At 63.4% G+C, this 16,554-nt stretch carries 17 protein-coding genes; 13 read left to right on the forward strand and 4 right to left on the reverse strand.

Annotated features, from left to right (window positions below):
* The first annotated feature begins 128 nt into the window (after positions 1-128).
* Positions 129-638 carry a DUF1993 domain-containing protein gene (locus ACZ0BA_RS12940; protein ID WP_463451675.1) on the forward strand — a complete coding sequence of 170 codons (510 nt, stop codon included), beginning with the start codon at positions 129-131 and terminating at the stop codon, positions 636-638.
* Positions 639-669: 31 nt separating this feature from the next.
* Here the strand turns inward: ACZ0BA_RS12940 and ACZ0BA_RS12945 are convergent, their stop codons facing one another.
* Both ACZ0BA_RS12945 and ACZ0BA_RS12950 read right to left on the reverse strand, forming a co-directional pair.
* Positions 670-870, reverse strand: coding sequence for a DUF1289 domain-containing protein (locus ACZ0BA_RS12945; protein ID WP_463451676.1), 201 nt, complete (start codon positions 868-870; stop codon positions 670-672).
* Positions 867-1,427: a DUF1415 domain-containing protein gene (locus tag ACZ0BA_RS12950; RefSeq protein ID WP_463451677.1), complete on the reverse strand. Its 561-nt coding sequence runs from the start codon at positions 1,425-1,427 to the stop codon at positions 867-869. The genes ACZ0BA_RS12945 and ACZ0BA_RS12950 overlap by 4 nt, the downstream gene beginning before the upstream one ends.
* Positions 1,428-1,655: 228 nt before the next feature.
* On the opposite strand from ACZ0BA_RS12950, the gene ACZ0BA_RS12955 reads away from it, so the two are divergent.
* The 9 genes from ACZ0BA_RS12955 to ACZ0BA_RS12995 all read left to right on the forward strand — a co-directional run bounded on the left by ACZ0BA_RS12955 (position 1,656) and on the right by ACZ0BA_RS12995 (position 11,922).
* On the forward strand, positions 1,656-3,056 hold the full coding sequence (locus ACZ0BA_RS12955; protein ID WP_463451678.1) for a transglycosylase SLT domain-containing protein: 1,401 nt from the start codon (positions 1,656-1,658) through the stop codon (positions 3,054-3,056).
* 206 nt (positions 3,057-3,262) lie between these two features.
* Positions 3,263-4,054, forward strand: a complete 792-nt coding sequence (gene fabI, locus ACZ0BA_RS12960) for an enoyl-ACP reductase FabI (protein ID WP_463451679.1) — start codon at positions 3,263-3,265, stop codon at positions 4,052-4,054.
* A gap of 251 nt (positions 4,055-4,305) precedes the next feature.
* Complete coding sequence (locus ACZ0BA_RS12965; protein ID WP_463451680.1) at positions 4,306-5,928, forward strand: methyl-accepting chemotaxis protein; 1,623 nt, start codon at positions 4,306-4,308, stop codon at positions 5,926-5,928.
* Between the two features lie 301 nt (positions 5,929-6,229).
* Positions 6,230-7,630: a DEAD/DEAH box helicase gene (locus ACZ0BA_RS12970; protein WP_463451681.1), complete on the forward strand. Its 1,401-nt coding sequence runs from the start codon at positions 6,230-6,232 to the stop codon at positions 7,628-7,630.
* 172 nt (positions 7,631-7,802) lie between these two features.
* Positions 7,803-9,389, forward strand: coding sequence for a retropepsin-like aspartic protease (locus ACZ0BA_RS12975; RefSeq protein ID WP_463451682.1), 1,587 nt, complete (start codon positions 7,803-7,805; stop codon positions 9,387-9,389).
* 71 nt (positions 9,390-9,460) lie between these two features.
* Positions 9,461-10,018, forward strand: coding sequence for an RNA polymerase sigma factor (locus tag ACZ0BA_RS12980; RefSeq protein WP_463451683.1), 558 nt, complete (start codon positions 9,461-9,463; stop codon positions 10,016-10,018).
* A 13-nt stretch (positions 10,019-10,031) separates the two neighbouring features.
* Positions 10,032-10,361, forward strand: a complete 330-nt coding sequence (locus ACZ0BA_RS12985) for a hypothetical protein (RefSeq protein ID WP_463451684.1) — start codon at positions 10,032-10,034, stop codon at positions 10,359-10,361.
* A gap of 2 nt (positions 10,362-10,363) precedes the next feature.
* Positions 10,364-11,596 (forward strand): MFS transporter, encoded by a 1,233-nt coding sequence (locus ACZ0BA_RS12990; protein WP_463451685.1) that lies wholly within the window; start codon positions 10,364-10,366, stop codon positions 11,594-11,596.
* Positions 11,597-11,730: 134 nt separating this feature from the next.
* Entirely contained in the window at positions 11,731-11,922 is a 192-nt protein-coding gene (locus ACZ0BA_RS12995; protein ID WP_463451686.1) for a hypothetical protein, read from the forward strand.
* A 52-nt stretch (positions 11,923-11,974) separates the two neighbouring features.
* On the opposite strand, the gene ACZ0BA_RS13000 is transcribed toward ACZ0BA_RS12995, so the two are convergent.
* Together ACZ0BA_RS13000 and ACZ0BA_RS13005 are read right to left on the reverse strand one after the other, a co-directional pair.
* Entirely contained in the window at positions 11,975-12,223 is a 249-nt protein-coding gene (locus ACZ0BA_RS13000) for a DUF3297 family protein (RefSeq protein ID WP_090320741.1), read from the reverse strand.
* 12 nt (positions 12,224-12,235) lie between these two features.
* Complete coding sequence (locus ACZ0BA_RS13005; RefSeq protein ID WP_463451687.1) at positions 12,236-13,441, reverse strand: cation:proton antiporter; 1,206 nt, start codon at positions 13,439-13,441, stop codon at positions 12,236-12,238.
* A 208-nt stretch (positions 13,442-13,649) separates the two neighbouring features.
* Here ACZ0BA_RS13005 and ACZ0BA_RS13010 point away from each other — a divergent pair, with 208 nt between their 5' ends.
* The 3 genes from ACZ0BA_RS13010 to ACZ0BA_RS13020 are packed head-to-tail and all read left to right on the forward strand — an operon-like array spanning position 13,650 to position 16,493.
* Positions 13,650-14,132 (forward strand): MarR family winged helix-turn-helix transcriptional regulator, encoded by a 483-nt coding sequence (locus ACZ0BA_RS13010; RefSeq protein ID WP_463451688.1) that lies wholly within the window; start codon positions 13,650-13,652, stop codon positions 14,130-14,132.
* A gap of 29 nt (positions 14,133-14,161) precedes the next feature.
* Positions 14,162-15,505, forward strand: coding sequence for an MFS transporter (locus ACZ0BA_RS13015; RefSeq protein WP_463451689.1), 1,344 nt, complete (start codon positions 14,162-14,164; stop codon positions 15,503-15,505).
* A 25-nt stretch (positions 15,506-15,530) separates the two neighbouring features.
* A complete protein-coding gene (locus ACZ0BA_RS13020; protein ID WP_463451690.1) occupies positions 15,531-16,493 on the forward strand; it encodes a LysR family transcriptional regulator in 963 nt (320 codons plus the stop codon).
* The last annotated feature ends 61 nt before the right edge of the window (positions 16,494-16,554 follow it).

A 16,554-nucleotide genomic window follows, 5' to 3' on the forward strand; every position in this document is an offset into this window, starting at 1 on the left:
ATGCACGGAAAATTGCCGTGCAAGGCACACACCAAGCAAAAAACCTCAGGTCGGGCTATTATCGCGGCTCAATTTCCACATAGATCTCCACATCGATCTCCAAATAGATCTCCCAAAAGGACAACGCCATGACCACTTTTTCCATGTATTCCGCCTCGATTCCTGTGTTCAAGCAGATCCTCAACAGCCTGCTGGCCATCCTGGACAAGGCCGAGGCCCATGCCACCGAGAAAAAGATAGAGCCGGCCGCGCTGCTGCAGTTCCGTCTGTTCCCTGACATGCTGCCGTTCACCCGCCAGATCCAGATCGCCTGCGACTTCGCCAAGGGCGCCGCCGCGCGCCTGGGCGGCCTGGACGTGCCGTCGTACGAGGACACCGAAGTGAGCTTCGCGGACCTGAAGGCGCGCATCGTCAAGACCCTGGCCTACATCGACAGCGTGCCGCAAGACACCATCGCCGGCAGCGAAGAGCGCGCCATCACCACCGGCAGCGGCGAAAAGACCAAGCATTTCACTGGCCAGACGTATCTGTTCCACTATGCGCTGCCGCACTTCTTCTTCCACGCCACCACCGCGTACGACATCCTGCGCCACAACGGCCTGGACATCGGCAAGAAGAACTTCATCGGCACCTATTGATCGCCAACCCGCCCGACCGGGCGGGTCCGGTTTACTTATTGCGGCGCGGGTAACCCTGCGCCAGGATGCGCTGCCAGACCAGTTCCTTCTGGTCGGCGCTCATCGACACCCAGTGCGCCACCTCCACCACGCTGCGTCCGCAGCCACGGCAGATCTCGTCGAAGGTGGTCGAGCACACGGCCACGCATGGCGTGTCCGGGCGCACCGGCGCATCGCCCTTGCCGTCACTCATCCCTTCACCTGCAACAACTTGTCCCAGGCGTCGTGCCCGAGCGCGCGCAGGGTCGCGATGTTCTTCTCGAAAATGTCCGACGCCTCCGGGAACGCCTCGACGGCGCGCTCGACGCTGTCCTCGCGCAGCAGGTGCAAGGTCGGGTACGGCGAACGGTTGGTATAGTTCTCGATGTCGTTCTTGTGCGTGTCGGCAAACTGGTAGTCGGGGTGGAAGCTGGCCACCTGCAGCTCGCCGTCGAGCTGCAAATCCTCCAGCGCGGCGTCGGCCACGTCGAGGAACTCGTTATAGTCCTCGAAGTCGCCCAGCACGTTCGGATGGATCAGCAGCGTGGTATCGACCTTTTCCGGGTCGGCGTCGGCCAGGTATTGCAGCTCCTCCATCAGCTTTTCCAGCAATTCTTCCGGCGTGTCGGCGTCGGTGACGACATATCGGATCTGCCCCTTGACGTGGACCGCCTTGGCGAACGGGCACAGGTTCAGGCCGATGACGGCCTTTTCCAGCCAGTCGACGGTGGTGGCGACGACGGCGGCGTGATCGGTGGCGCTACTACTCATGATGCGATTCCTTGAAGACTCTCTTAAAGACGGAATTGTACGCATTCTTTGCGCCATCTCATACTCCGCGCATTCTGCCGCCATCGCGGCCATATCTTCGCGGAACTATTGCATAAATTAATTCGTCATATGCCTGACATAAACCTTGACTCATCAAAGGTACCTTCGTACACTCCACGTTTATTCATGGTCGGTTCGATGTTTCTCAGTCGACAACAATGGAAAACTATGCATCCTCGAATTCCTAAACGCGCCGCCGTGGCGGCGCCCCTGGCGGCCTTGCTGGCACTGCTGGCGCCGACCGCCAGCCACGCCTACGACGAGGCGGCAAACCTGCCGCCGGCCGCACCCGCCCCGCTCGCCGCCCTGCCGAAGTCCCCCGCCCTCGATCTGTCTTCCCTGAAAATCAACAAGCCGGCCAAAGTGGTCGACGAAGATGCTTTCCGCGAAAAAGACGTATGGGGCCGGATTCGCAGCGGTTACGCCATTCCGGACATTAACAACGATTTGGTGGCAAAACATACCAAGTGGTACACGGCCCGTCCCGACCACATGGCAATCACCACCGGACGCGCCTCGCGCTACCTGTTCCACGTGGTCACCGAACTTGAAAAGCGCGGCATGCCGACCGAACTGGCGCTGCTGCCGTTCATTGAGTCGGCCTTCAACCCGGAGGCGCTGTCGCACGCCAATGCCGCCGGCATGTGGCAGTTCGTGCCCGGCACCGGCCGCGACTTCAACCTCAAGCAGGACGCCTTCAAGGACGAGCGCCGCGGCATCCTGGCCTCGACCGACGCCGCGCTGAGCTACCTGCAGCGCCTGTATGACATGTTTGGCGACTGGCAACTGGCGTTGGCGGCCTACAACTGGGGCGAAGGCTCGGTGCAACGCGCCATCGCCAAAAACCAGGCGGCCGGCAAGCCGACCGACTTCCAGAGCCTATCGGAGCTGATGCCGACCGAAACGCGCGAATACGTGCCGAAATTGCAAGCCGTCAAAAACATCATCGGCAACCCGACCCAGTTCGGCGTCTCCCTGCCGCCGGTCGACAACACGCCCTACTTCACCGCCGTCGACAAGACCAGCGATATCGACCTGACCATCGCCGCCCACCTGGCCGAGCTGTCGGTGGCCGAATTCAAGGCGCTCAATCCGCAGTTCAAGCGCCCGGTCATCACCGGCGACGAGCAGACCAAGATCCTGCTGCCGAAGGAAAACGCCGCCAAGTTCCAGCTGAACCTGGCGCAATGGGGCAAGGACTTGTCGACCTGGACCACGCACAAGATCACCAGCGCGCGCGAAAGCATCGGCGCGCTGGCGTCGCGCTTCCACACCACGCCGGAAGTGATACGCCAGGCCAACAACATCCCGCAGCGCTCCATGCTCAAGGCCGGCTCGACCATCCTGGTGCCCAAGGTTTCGACCTCGGCCTACCTGGATATCGCGCCCGAGGTGGCCGACAACGCCACGATGGCGTTCGAAGCCGAGCGTGCCGCCAATGTCTCCAAGTCGGGATACAAGCGCGCCGGCGCCACCAAGACCACCAAGGGCGGCCCGGTGTCGCTGGTCAAGGCGCGCGTGCCGCGTGATGCGGTCAAGGGCAAATCGGCCCGCAAAACCAGCAACTGACGCCGTTTCGGCCCCCACCAGACCCCGGCCGGCCCGCATGCCGCCGGGGTCTGGTGGCGATCAAAGGTTGCAGTCCAAGCTGACACGTCCTACAATCTCGCACTTGCGTGCCAGGCGAACGGCCTCACACCCTAAAAACAAACCCCGCTGACGTCGCCCCGCCCGCTGTCCGAGCCGGCGCCGACGCAGTCGCAATCGGAGTCATCATGGCGTTCTTGCAAGGCAAAAAAATCCTCATCACCGGTCTGCTGTCGAACCGTTCCATCGCCTATGGCATCGCCAAGGCTTGCCACCGCGAAGGCGCCGAACTGGCGTTCACCTACGTCGGCGAACGTTTCAAGGACCGCATCACCGAGTTCGCCGCCGAATTCAACAGCACGCTGGTGTTCGATTGCGACGTCTCGAGCGATGAGCAAATCGCCGCCCTGTTCGCCGACCTGGGCAAAAGCTGGTCGCAGCTCGACGGCCTGGTGCACGCGATCGGCTTCGCGCCGCGCGAAGCGATCGCCGGCGACTTCCTGGACGGCCTGACGCGCGAAAACTTCCGCATCGCCCACGACATCTCGGCCTACAGCTTCCCGGCCATGGCCAAGGCCGCGCTGCCGCTGTTGAAGGAAGGCTCGTCGCTGCTGACCCTGTCGTACCTGGGCGCCGTCCGCGCCATTCCGTACTACAACACCATGGGCCTGGCCAAGGCGTCGCTGGAAGCGTCGGTACGCTATCTGGCCGAGAACCTGGGCAAGCTGGGCATCCGCGCCAACGGCATTTCGGCCGGCCCGATCAAGACCCTGGCCGCCTCCGGCATCAAGGACTTCGGCAAGCTGCTGGGCTTTGCCTCGTCGCACGCACCGCTGCGCCGCAACGTCACCATCGAAGAAGTGGGCAACACCGCCGCCTTCATGCTGTCGGACCTGGCGTCCGGCATCACCGGCGAGATCACCTACGTCGACGGCGGCTTCTCGCACGTGATGGGCCTGAACGCGGAAGACTACTTGTAATCCCGCGCCACCCGGTCCGTCGGAAAACGCCCCGCATGCGGGGCGTTTTCACGTCCGCTGCCGACATCGCGCTCCCGCATGTTGACGTTACCGACAATGTTTAGATGTCGTTGCGCAACAAATGATGCAATTGAGATGCAAGCCGCTATGGTTCCCGGCCGAATGTTGCTATTGTCGTCCCACTAGAACATTCATCCAGATTCATAGAACCGTTCCGACCACGAATCGGCGGCGGTATCACGGGGACCACCATGCTCGACCAGGTTAATGTCAGGACGCGTTTTCTTATCCTTCTGGGTTGCTTCCTGGCCGGCTTTGCCGTCTATGGCGCGTGGTCGTTCAAAGTGATCAAGGAGGTCCAGGTCAATGGTCCGATCTACCAGCGTATCGTCCAGAGCAAAGACTTGATCGCGGACATCCTGCCGCCGCCCGAATACATCATCGAGTCGTATCTGGTGTGCTTGCAGATGGCCAACCTCGCCCCGGGCGACAGCGCCGCCGATGCGCGCCAGGCGCTGACCAAGCGGCTGCAGGCGCTCAAGGCCGACTACGACACCCGCCACGCCTATTGGCTCGGCCAGGTGCTGCCCGGCCAGATGGGTCCGCTGATGCTGGAGCAGGCCCACGCGCCCGCGCTGGCCTTCTACGCGGCCGCCTTCGACAGCTTCATTCCGGCGCTGGCCAGCAACGACCGCGACGCCGTGGCGGCCGCGCTGGCCCGTCTCGCCGGCCTGTACGAGACGCACCGCAAGGTCATCGACCAGGTCGTCCAGCTGGCCACGCGCCAGTCCGAGCTCGACGAGGCGGCCGCGCGCGAGCGCATCACCGCCGCGCAGTGGCAGTGCGCACTGATCCTGGTGGCCGCGCTGGCCGCCAGCGTGGCCGCCGCCAACCTGATCATGCGCGGGCTGCGGCGTCAGCTCGGCGGCGAGCCGGCGCTGGCGGCCGGCATCGCCCGTCGTATCGCTTCCGGCGACCTGGCCGTCGACGTCCAGCTGGCCGCGGGTGACCGGATCAGCCTGCTGCACGCCATGCGCGACATGCGCGACCAGCTCGGCAGCATCGTCACCCAGGTGCGCGCCGGCACCGACGCCGTGGCGTCGGCTTCCGGCCAGATCGCCGCCGGCAACGAAGACCTCTCCACGCGCACCGCAAGACAGGCCAGTTCGCTCGAGGCGACCACCGAGGCCATCGGCGCGCTCAACGGCGCGGTTCAGCGCAACGCCGACAACGCCCGGCGCGCCAACGCGCTGGCGCTGTCGGCTTCCGAAGTGGCGGCACAGGGCGGCGCGGTCGTCACCCAGGTGGTCGACACGATGGGCGCGATCAACCGGGCGTCGCGGCGCATCGCCGACATCATCGGCGTGATCGACGGCATTGCCTTCCAGACCAATATCCTGGCCCTGAACGCGGCGGTGGAAGCGGCGCGCGCCGGCGAGCAGGGACGCGGCTTTGCCGTCGTCGCCAGCGAAGTGCGCAACCTGGCCCAGCGCAGCGCCACCGCCGCGCGCGAGATCAAGGGCCTGATCGAGGAATCGGTCGGCCAGGTCGACACCGGCGCCGCACTGGTCGACCGGGCCGGCGCGACGATGATCGAGATCGTCGCCAGCGTGGGCCGGGTGACGGACATCATGAGCCAGATCGACGCCGCCAGCGAGGAGCAAACCAGCGGCATTGCCCGCATCGGCGCGGCGGTCGGCGGCATGGACCAGGCCACGCAGCAAAACGCCGCGCTGGTCGAACAGGCCGGCGCGGCCGCCACCTTGCTGCACGAGCAAGCCAGCCATCTGGCGCGCGTGGTGGGCGTGTTCTCGCTGGCCCCGGCCGCCAACACCCACGGTTTTGCTGCGTTGCACGGTAAAACGGGCAATTAACTGTACAGCCCTGCGCAAACTACTGTATAGTGTCGCCTGTGCGCTGCAATGAGCGTGCCGCGACAGACCGCGGCGCCGGTTGATCAGCCAGGTATTACTAGCAGCTACGCAAGCCTTAGCGCATCACCCTGATGTCGCTTATGAAGCCCTCCCGCCTTTGGTGTCGCACCTGACACCGTCCCGGCGCAAAGCTTTTGTGCCGAAATTTCTTTCGATTTTGATTGAGTCATTTCGTTTTGGTAGGCGTTGCTATTTCGCGTTCGGCGTTTGCACGGGCGCAGGTTTTTTACGAAAGAACAGCATGACATTTGAAGCACTAGGTCTCAACACGTCCCTCATTAAAGCCCTGACCGACGCCGGCTACACCGCGCCGACTCCCGTCCAGCAGCAGGCCATCCCTGCCGCGATCGCAGGCAAGGACTTGTTGGTTTCCTCGCAAACCGGTTCCGGCAAGACCGCAGCATTCATGCTGCCGTCGCTGCACCGTTTGTCCGAGATCGACCCGGCCGCCGCCGGCAAGACTCCAAATCAAGAAATGCAAGCCGCCCGTGCCCGTGGCGAGCGTCCGCGTTTCAAAGCCGCACAGCCAAAAATGCTGGTGTTGACCCCAACCCGCGAACTGGCCCTGCAAGTAACCTCGAATACCGACAAGTACAGTGTCAACCTGCGCCGTTTGAAGGCCGTGTCGATCCTGGGCGGTATGCCTTACCCGAAACAGATGCAATTGCTGGCCAAGAATCCTGAGATCCTGGTCGCCACCCCTGGCCGTTTGATCGACCACATGGAATCGGGCAAGATCGACTTCTCGCAACTGGAAATCCTGGTGCTGGACGAAGCCGACCGCATGCTGGACATGGGTTTCATCGACGACATCGAAAAAATCGTCGACGCGACGCCTTCGACCCGTCAAACCATGCTGTTCTCGGCCACGCTTGACGGCGTCGTCGGCAACATGGCGCGCCGCATCACCAAGGATCCACAAGTCATCCAGATCCTCAGCGCCGCCAACAAGCATGAGAACATCACCCAGCGCGTGCACTTCGTCGACGACCTGTCGCACAAGAACCGCCTGCTGGACCACCTGCTGCGCGACGACTCGCTCGACCAGGCGGTCGTGTTCACCGCCACCAAGCGTGACGCCGACACCATCGCCGACCGCCTGAACATCGCCGGTTTCTCGGCTGCCGCACTGCATGGCGACATGCACCAGGGCGCCCGTAACCGCACGCTCGACAGCCTGCGCCGCGGCCAGGTCAAGATCCTGATCGCCACCGACGTTGCCGCCCGCGGCATCGACGTGCCGACGATCACGCACGTGTTCAACTACGATCTGCCGAAGTTCCCTGAGGACTACGTCCACCGCATCGGCCGCACCGGCCGCGCCGGCCGCAACGGTCTGGCGATCTCGCTGGTGAACCACGCCGAAGGCATGAACGTCAAGCGCATCGAGCGTTTCACCAAGCAGCTGATCCCGGTCAATGTCATCGAAGGCTACGAGCCGAAGAAAACCGCCTCGGCGGCCCGTTCGACCTCGCGTCCAGGCGGCTGGAAACCGGGCGACAACCGCACCGCTGCCAAGCCAGGCCAGCGTACATTCAGCAAGCCTAGCGCTCCGCGCAAGGAAGGCAGCACTGGCGGCGGTTACAAGGGTAGCAACCCGCGCAGCACCGACGGCGCCCGCCGCAGCTTCAGCGACCGTTAATCGGCGTCATTAGCACAGCGTTAGCGACAAATAAAAGCGGCCACCAGAGCGATCTGGTGGCCGCTTTTGCGTCCGGCCGCAGGATGGCTGGCGCGGCAGCGGGCTTTTCAGCTAACATGGCTGTTTTTGCACCATGCGCCAGTCGCGGTGACGCCAAACCAAGGATTCATTTTTGCTAGTTCGCCAGCTTATCAGCACCATTCGCGTGATCCGCGTCGCCGCCGGGCTGTGCCTTGCCATCGCCAGCATCCCAGGCTTTGCCGCCGAGGACGCGGCGGCCCTGCTCGCCCAGGCGCGGGAGGCGGTCGGCGGCAACGCCTGGCGGCAGGTCAAGACCCAGCACACGCAGTTCGTGCGCACCTACCTCGACCACGACGAGGCGGGCAGCAGCGACATCGATTTCGCCAGCGGCCGCTATGCCCAGCGCATCCCCTCGTCGGCGGTGGCGCGGCTGATGTCGCGCTCGGACGGCCAGAACTTCTGGCGCCAGCGCATGGGCAAGCTGGAAAAACAGGAAGGCGCGGCGCGCGATCCCGAGCTGCATCTGGGACGCCAATCGTACGCCTGGTGGTTCGCGCGCGGCGCCAAGGCGCGCCGGCTGCAACTGAAGGCGCCGCGCACGCACGCCGGCATCGATTACGCGGTGGTTCGCGTAGAGCTGGCATCGGGCATCGCCTTCGACTACTGGATCAACGACGCCACCCACCGCATCGAGCGCCGCCAGGAGGTGATCGACGGTAAAACCTTGACCATCGACTACCGCGATTTCCGCCGCGTCGGCGCGGTCACGCTGCCCTTCGAGGAAAGCGTGCGCGACGCCAAAGACGAGGCCGACGAGGAAACGCTGCGCGTGTCCACCATCGTGCTCAACCGCCCCGCCGCGCAAATGGACTTTTCGCTGCCGCAGCCGGCCGTCATGCAGGGTTTTTCCGCCCAGCGGCCGGCGGTGACGGTGCCGTTCGAGCCCTGCGAGGCGCACATCTGCGTGATGCTGACGTTGAACGGTCAAGGTCCGTTCAAATTCATCCTGGATACCGGCGCCCGCAACGTCATCAGCGACAAACTCTACCGCCGCTTGCGCCTGCCCGCCCAGGGCGTGGCCGTGTTGTCCGGCCTCGGCCAGCAAACCGAGCGCGGCGTGCTGACCACCGTGCAGCAGATCGGCATGGCCGGCCTGACCCTGGACCGCCAGGCCTTTTTCACCAGTCCCACGCTCGACAACCTGCCGATCGACGGCACCATCGGCTACGAGTGGCTGTGGCTGACGCCGACGTTGATCGACTACGCCGCGCGCCAGTTGACCTTCCATGATCCGAACAGCTTCGTCTATCGCGGCCCGGCCGCCGCCACGCCGCTGTCGTTCCACGACAAGACACCGCAAATCGAAGCCGTGCTCGACGGTCTGCCCGGCAAGTTCACCATCGACACCGGCAGCGATTTCTCGCTGACGATGAGCAAGCCGTTCGTCGAGCGCTACGGCCTGGTCGAGAAATACCAGGCCGGCAACACGGTGCAGAGGGCGCAGGTCATCGGCGGCACCACCGAGGTGCTGAAAACGCGCGGCAAGCTGTTCGAGCTGGGCGGCGTGCAAATCGCCGACCCGACCCTGGAACTGTCGACGCGGGGCGGCGGCACCATGAACAGCCCCACCCTCGCGGGCAACATCAGCAACGGCATTTTGCGGCAGCTGAACATTCTGTTCGATTACCAGGGCGGCAAGGTCTACATCGAGCCCAACAAGGTGACGTCGGCCGACTAGTTTTCGCGTCCGGCGGACAACAATTTGTATCGTTCACACAATATCCGTGACGGCTGGCCGTCTTCACCTACATGCCGCCGCACACCCAAACCACCGCCGACCAGGACCAATCCATCACCGCGACGGTGTTGCGCGAGCGTTCGAAGCTGGGCAGCTTCATCCGCCGCCGCGTGGCCGACCAGACCGACGCCGAAGACATCCTGCAGGACGTTTTCTACGAGTTCACCCAGGCCCACCGCCTGCCCGAACCGATCGAGCAAGTCAGCGCCTGGCTCTACCGGGTCGCGCGCAACCGCATCATCGACCGCTTCCGCAAGAAGAAGGAAGTGCGGCTGGACGACATGGTCGACGAGGATGGTGAAGCCTGCCGCCTCGACCTGCTGCTGCCGTCCGCCGATGCCGGTCCCGAACACGCGTACCACCGCGCCATGCTGCTCGAGCAACTGCAGGCGGCGCTGGAAGAATTGCCGCCGAATCAGCGCGAGGTGTTTATCGCGCACGAGCTCGACGGCCTGAGTTTCAAGGAGATGGCGCTTGCAAGCGGCGTGTCCGTCAACACCTTGCTGGCGCGCAAACGCTACGCCGTGCTGCATCTGCGCGCGCGCCTGCAAGACCTGTACAACGAATGAATGGAGAGTTGAAATGATTAAATATAAACTGCTGCTCATCCCCAAGATGCTGGTTATCATGGCGCTGCTGGGCTGGATCGTGATGTTGCTGTGGAACTGGATCGTGCCCCACCTGTTTACCGTTGTCGCGCCGCTGGATTACTGGCGCGCGCTCGGTTTGCTGGTGCTGTGCCGCATCCTGGTCGGCGGCTTCGGCGGGCGCCACCACCATGAAGGCGGTGCGCAACGCTGGCAGCGCTGGCAAGAGATGACCCCGGAAGAACGCGAACAATTCCGTGCCGCCCAGAAGGGCCGCTTCTGGGGCCACGGTCGTGACTGCACCAAAGAAAACACCAAGGAATAAAAATGACAAAAACCAACGCCGCCGTGGCGGCGAATTTCACGCCCTACCAAAAAATCGTCGTCGCGATGCTGGCCTTCCTGCAGTTCGCGGTCATCCTGGACTTTATGCTGATGTCGCCGCTGGGCGCGGTCATCATGCCGGGCCTCAACATCGGGCCGATGGAATTCGGCCTGGTGGTGTCGGCCTACGCCTTCAGCGCCGGCGCCTCCGGCCTGCTGACGGCCGGTTTCGCAGACCGCTACGACCGCAAAAAGCTGCTGCTGTTCTTCTACACCGGCTTCATCCTCGGCACCGTCTGGTGCGGGCTGGCGCAAAGCTTCGAAAGCTTGCTGGCCGCGCGCGTGGTCACCGGCCTGTTCGGCGGCGTCATCGGTTCCATCGTGCTGGCCATCTCGACCGACCTGTTCCCGCCGCAGATGCGCGGCCGCGTCATGGGCCTGATCCAGACCGCCTTTGCCGCCAGCCAGGTGCTGGGCATCCCGATCGGCATTTATCTGTCGAATAAATGGGACTGGCACATTCCCTTCCTCGCCATGGCCGCGTTCGGCCTGGTCGGCGGCCTGCTGGTCGCGTGGAAAATGCAACCGGTCAACGCCCACCTGGGCCAGCCACAAACGCACAGCCCATGGGCGCACCTGTACCAGACCGTCACGGTGCCGCGCCATCTGCTGGCCTTCGCCATCACCGCCTTGCTGACCACCGGCGGCTTCATGCTGATGCCTTTCAGCAGCGCCTACATCGTCAACAACCTCGGCATCGACATGCACCACCTGCCCACCGTCTACCTGATCACCGGCGTGTGCACGATTTTCGCCGGCCCGCTGATCGGCAAGGCGGCCGACAAGCGCGGCAAGTTCCCCGTGTTCGTGTTCGGCAGCCTGTTGTCGATGCTGATAGTGGTGGTCTATACCCACCTGGGCACCATCTCGCTGGCGGCGCTGGTGGGGATCAACTCCCTGATGTTCGTCGGTATCTTCTCGCGCATGATTCCGTTCCAGGCGATGGCCGCGTCGGTGCCGCCCGCCACGCAGCGGGGTTCGTTCAACGCCATCAGCGCCTCGTTGCAGCAGCTGTCGGGCGGCGTCGCCTCGGTGGTGGCCGGCCATATCGTCACCCAGGCGCCGGACGGCAAGCTGCAGCACTTCGACGTGATCGGCTACGTTGTCGTGGGAACCTCGCTGCTGGCGTTATGGCTGGTGTGGCGGCTGCAACGCGGCATGGCAACCACGGTGTAAAGGTTTATGCATCCCTAATATTGGTGAAAACTCCACCCCATTAAGAAATCCTAACTTAGTTGCCACACAGAACTATTTTCCCACTATAATGGCCGGAGTGATAATCAATACATCAACTCGAAGGGAGCAATTGCATGAACGCCAGAAATATGGATGCGGCCTGTTTGCGGGCGCTGCGTCGCCGCGGACACTCCGACAGCAGCATCAACGCGATGAGCCCGGAGGAGGCGTTTTGTGAGTATTGCGCCTATCACGGCATCATGAACCTGCTGCCGGCAACGTTGCAAATGCTCGACAAGCTGCGCAGCGAACACCGCCCGCAATAAAAAAAGGCCGCCGGTAACAACCAGGCGGCCTCTCTGTTTTCAGAGCGGTGGATTAACGGTAAAACGCTTCGACCTTGCCTTTGAGCTTGATCAGCATAGGATTGCCCTTGCGGTCCAGGCTCTTGCCGGCCGGGACTTTGATCCAGCCTTCGCTGATGCAATATTCGTCGACGTCCAGACGCTCTTTGTCGTTGAAACGGATGCCGACGTCGTGTTCGAACACGGCCGCGACATGGTGCGGGCTGCGCGGATCGATCGACAGGCGATCGGGCAGCGGAGGGAGTTGAGTAGTATCGTTCATGGCGCCATTATATCAGCTGGTTTTGAAGATCAGCTGCGCGACGCGCTGCAATTTCGGATACACCACCGGCACCGTCAGCATCGTGCTGCCGATGGCCATCAATAACAGCGCCGTAAAGGTCTCGTTGGTGATGACGCCTTTGTCGAGCAATATGTTGGAGAAAATGATCATGATCAGCGCCTTGGTCTGCAGCAGCCAGCCGATGATCGACGCCTCCCCCGGACCCCACTTGAGGATCTTGCCGGCGATGTGCGTGCCAATCAGTTTGCCCGACAGCGACACCGCCAGCAGCACGCCGGCCGCGACGAACACGGCCGAGCCGCCCACGCCCCAGTTGGTGCGCAGCCCGGCGCTGAGGAAGTACACCGGCATGATCGCCAGCAGCATATTCTGACGCATGAAGTCCATGCGCTTCTGGTCGAACCACTCCGCCTCCATGACGGCGCCGGCCAGGAAGGCGCCGACCATGAAGTGCAGCCCCGCCCAGTCGGCCGCGAACGAGACGATGGCTAGCCAGATCAGCGACACGTACCAGCGGTCGGTCTCCGGAATGCGCACCATCATCATGCGGAACAGTTTGGTGGCCACGGCGAACAGCACCAGGAAGCCGAGCTGGCGCGTGACGCGCTCCCAGTCGAGCATGATGACAGCCAGCACGCCCCAGATGGCGATGTCGTCCAGGCTGGCGTACCGCAGAATGCGCTGGCCGATCGGCTGGCGCAGGATTTCCAGTTTTTCCATCAGCAAAATCAGGATCGGCAGCGCGGTGACCGCGCACGCCATGCCCACGCCCAGCACGAACTGCCAGTTTTGCGCCTTCGGCCCGATCCAGCCCGAGTAACCGAGCATGCCGACCGCGGCCACGCAGCCGAACAGCAACGGCGTGCCCAGCGCCAGACCGGCCGTAATGGAGCTCTCGCGGCGGTGCTCCCACGCCTTTTTCAAATCCAGTTCGATGCCGGCGATCATCACGAAAATCATCACCGCCCACCAGGCGATGCCGTTGAGCGACTGCACCACCTGCGGATTGAAGACGAAGGTGTAGTACTCCGGATAGGCGCGGCCGAGCACGCCCGGGCCAAGCAGCACGCCGGTGATGATCTGCACCACCACCAGCGGCGCCCAATAGTCGGTGTTGCCGAAGCGCCAGATCAGATACGGCACGCTAAAGATAATTAACATCGCGATCAGAAAGATCTCGGTGGTTCCCATATGCATTTTGGATGTCCCCTACTTTTTTACTTACTTTTAGATGAATCAGTGTTGCAGGCAACTGCTGTGGCCGCCGGAACAACAACGTTGGAAACGATACCATAACGTCGACCGATAAAAAACCTTGAAGTTGCATAAATACCGATATATACTTGCTTAATCAAGTATATTTCAATTACCGCTCAAACATCCCTCAACGAAAAAGGTATCTGTTATGGACAACAACGACATCGGGATCAACCCGTCCGAAGCGGCGCCCGTCAGCCCGAGTCTGGAATTCGCGCTGCGCTTGGCGCGCGCGCAAGCAACCCTGGTACGCAGGCTCGACCAGGTGCTGGGCGGCTACCACGGCATCAGCTTCGGCGACTTCATGCTGCTGCATTACCTGAACCGCGCGCCCGGCGGACGCCTACGCCGGGTCGATCTGGCCGAGCGCCAGGGATTGACGGCCTCCGGCGTTACGCGCACCCTGCTGCCGCTTGAAAAAATCGGCCTGGTCGAACGTCAGCAAGACCCGCGTGACGCCCGCGTGGCCTATGCCGCCATCACGACCACCGGCCGCGAACTGCTGAACAATGCCGTCGTCGTCGCCGAGCAAATCAGCAAGGATTTGCTGCGTAACTGCCCGCAAGAGCGTTTCGCTGAATTGAGCGCGGCGCTTGGCCTGATCGCCGGCATGAACGCCACGAACTCTTAACCTTCTTCCGACCGTCCAGCGAGCCGACCATGTCTGAGCCCATTCCGCCCCGCGCCGCGCTGCTGCGCGACCCCAACTTCAAATGGCTGCTGCGCGGCGGCGTGATCTCGATGCTGGGCGACCAGCTGACGATGATTGCCCTGCCCTGGCTGGTGTTCAGGCTGACCGGCGACACGCTCGCGCTGGGCCTCGTCATCGCGTTGATGAGCATTCCGCGCGCAGTGTTCATCCTGGTCGGCGGTGCGCTGGTGGACCGCCACTCGCCCAAGCGCGTGCTCATGCTGAGCAAATACGCCAACGCGGCGCTGCTTGCCATCCTGACCGTGCTGGTGCTAGACCACCAGCCGGCGCACACGCTCGATGTGGGCGCAGCGGTCTCGCTGACCGTCGTCATGACGCCGCATCTAACCCTGATGGCGATCTACGCGCTGGCCTTCGGCATTGGCCTGGCGCAGGCGTTCGGCATCCCGTCGGGCACCTCGATCATGCCGCTGGCGATCGCGCCCGACCAGCTGCAAGCGGCCAACGGCATGTTAATGGGATTGCGCCAGTTGTCGATGCTGGTCGGTCCCCTGATCGCTGCGGGCCTGCTGGCCACTGGCGCGGATGCAGGCCATGGCGCCGGCGCACTGGTGGCCGACGCGCGCGGCCTGGCATTGGCGTTTGGCCTGGACTGCGTCAGTTTCCTTGTTTCGGCGTGGACGCTATCGAAGGTGCGACTGCTGGATGCACCAACGGCGCCCGGGGCTCCGGCCTCCGTGCTGCGCGCCGTCGGCGACGGGCTGGCGATGGTGTGGCGCGATGTCCCGCTGCGCACCTGCTTTGTCTACTGGGGCGCCGTCTCGCTGTTGATCGGCGGCGCCATGCAGGTCGGTCTGCCGGTGCTGGCCGCCGCCCTGCACGGCGCCGCGACCCTCGGCCTGCTCATGGGCGTACACGGCGCCGGTACGCTGCTCGGCATGGGCGCGGCGGCCATGGGTGGCGCGCGCCTGCGCTTCGCCACCTTCGGCACGCTGATACTGCTGATCGACGGCGCCGTCGGCCTGCTGGTCATGCCGCTCGGCGCGGTCGGTACGGTGTGGCAGGCGGCATTGCTGATGCTGGCGATCGGCGTGCTGGCCGGCTTCATGCAGATCAACGTCTTCACGTGGATACAGCGCCGCGTGCCGCCGCGGATGATGGGCCGCGCCATGAGCATCTTCATGTTCATCTTCATGGGCCTCGCGCCGCTGTCGGCCGGCGTCACCGGCTGGCTGCTGACGATAATCCCGCTGTCGCAATTGTTCGCCGGCGGTGGCATGATACTGGTGCTGTGCGCGGCGCTGGCGTATATGCTCACGCCGATGCGCGCCATCACGTCGAACCCGCAGTAAGCAGGCAGTAATAAGGATACCCGGTATGGAAATCAAATGGCTGGAAGACTTCATCTCACTGGTCGAGACCAATAACTTCAGCCGCTCGGCGGCGCTGCGGCACGTCACGCAGCCGGCCTTCTCGCGCCGCATCCAGTCGCTGGAGAACTGGCTCGGCACCGACCTGGTCGACCGCACCTCCTACCCCACACGCCTGACGCCGGCCGGCACCGTGTTCTACGAACAGGCGCTCGAGATGCTGGCGCAAATCAACGGCGCCCGCGACATGCTGCGCTCCAAGCGCGCGGCCGCGCAGACCAGCATCGACCTGGCGGTGCCGCACACGCTGTCGCTCACTTTCGTGCCGAAGTGGCTGACGGCGCTGGGCCGCGACTTCGCCCCGATCAGCAGCCGCCTGATGGCGCTCAACGTGCACAACGCCGTGCTGCAGCTGGTCGAAGGCGGCTGCGACCTGCTACTGTGCTATCACCATCCGCGCCAGCCGGTGCAGCTGGACCCGGGCCGCTACGACATGCTGGTGCTGGGCCGCGAGTCGCTGCGCGCCTACGCCCGCTGCGACAAAAACAAGGTGCCTGAATTTATGCTGCCCGGTACCCGAAAGGCGCCGCTGCCGTTTTTATCGTACACAAACAACGCCTACCTGGGCCGCATGGTGGAGCTGATCCTGGCCGACGCCAAGACGCCGCTGCACCTCGACCCGCACTACGAAACCGATATGGCCGAAGGTCTGAAAATGATGGCGCTCGAAGGCAGCGGCATCGCCTTCCTGCCCGAATCGGCCGTCACGCGCGAACTCAAACAAAAGCTGCTGGCGCGCGCCGACAACAACAGCGCGGAGTGGGAGATCGAGATGGAGATCCGACTGTATCGCGAGCGTCCGACGCCGCAACGGCGCGGCAAAGCCATCGTCGAGAGGCTTTGGGATTTCCTCGAGCGCCAGCAGACCGATAGCGGCCGCAAACGCCGCGTCGCCGTGTCGGAACGCTGACGATTCATTTATCTTTTTAATAACTATGCATGAAACGCATAGTCGAATGCGCATACAGCAT

The sequence above is a fragment of the Duganella sp. AC917 genome, assembly GCF_979258245.1.

Coding starts and splice junctions, on each gene's coding strand:
- ACZ0BA_RS12940 (WP_463451675.1), top strand. CDS start 129: ATGACCACTTTTTCCATGTATTCCGCCTCGATTCCTGTGTTCAAGCAG.
- ACZ0BA_RS12945 (WP_463451676.1), bottom strand. CDS start 870: ATGAGTGACGGCAAGGGCGATGCGCCGGTGCGCCCGGACACGCCATGC.
- ACZ0BA_RS12950 (WP_463451677.1), bottom strand. CDS start 1,427: ATGAGTAGTAGCGCCACCGATCACGCCGCCGTCGTCGCCACCACCGTC.
- ACZ0BA_RS12955 (WP_463451678.1), top strand. CDS start 1,656: ATGCATCCTCGAATTCCTAAACGCGCCGCCGTGGCGGCGCCCCTGGCG.
- fabI (WP_463451679.1), top strand. CDS start 3,263: ATGGCGTTCTTGCAAGGCAAAAAAATCCTCATCACCGGTCTGCTGTCG.
- ACZ0BA_RS12965 (WP_463451680.1), top strand. CDS start 4,306: ATGCTCGACCAGGTTAATGTCAGGACGCGTTTTCTTATCCTTCTGGGT.
- ACZ0BA_RS12970 (WP_463451681.1), top strand. CDS start 6,230: ATGACATTTGAAGCACTAGGTCTCAACACGTCCCTCATTAAAGCCCTG.
- ACZ0BA_RS12980 (WP_463451683.1), top strand. CDS start 9,461: ATGCCGCCGCACACCCAAACCACCGCCGACCAGGACCAATCCATCACC.
- ACZ0BA_RS12985 (WP_463451684.1), top strand. CDS start 10,032: ATGATTAAATATAAACTGCTGCTCATCCCCAAGATGCTGGTTATCATG.
- ACZ0BA_RS12990 (WP_463451685.1), top strand. CDS start 10,364: ATGACAAAAACCAACGCCGCCGTGGCGGCGAATTTCACGCCCTACCAA.
- ACZ0BA_RS12995 (WP_463451686.1), top strand. CDS start 11,731: ATGAACGCCAGAAATATGGATGCGGCCTGTTTGCGGGCGCTGCGTCGC.
- ACZ0BA_RS13000 (WP_090320741.1), bottom strand. CDS start 12,223: ATGAACGATACTACTCAACTCCCTCCGCTGCCCGATCGCCTGTCGATC.
- ACZ0BA_RS13005 (WP_463451687.1), bottom strand. CDS start 13,441: ATGCATATGGGAACCACCGAGATCTTTCTGATCGCGATGTTAATTATC.
- ACZ0BA_RS13010 (WP_463451688.1), top strand. CDS start 13,650: ATGGACAACAACGACATCGGGATCAACCCGTCCGAAGCGGCGCCCGTC.
- ACZ0BA_RS13015 (WP_463451689.1), top strand. CDS start 14,162: ATGTCTGAGCCCATTCCGCCCCGCGCCGCGCTGCTGCGCGACCCCAAC.
- ACZ0BA_RS13020 (WP_463451690.1), top strand. CDS start 15,531: ATGGAAATCAAATGGCTGGAAGACTTCATCTCACTGGTCGAGACCAAT.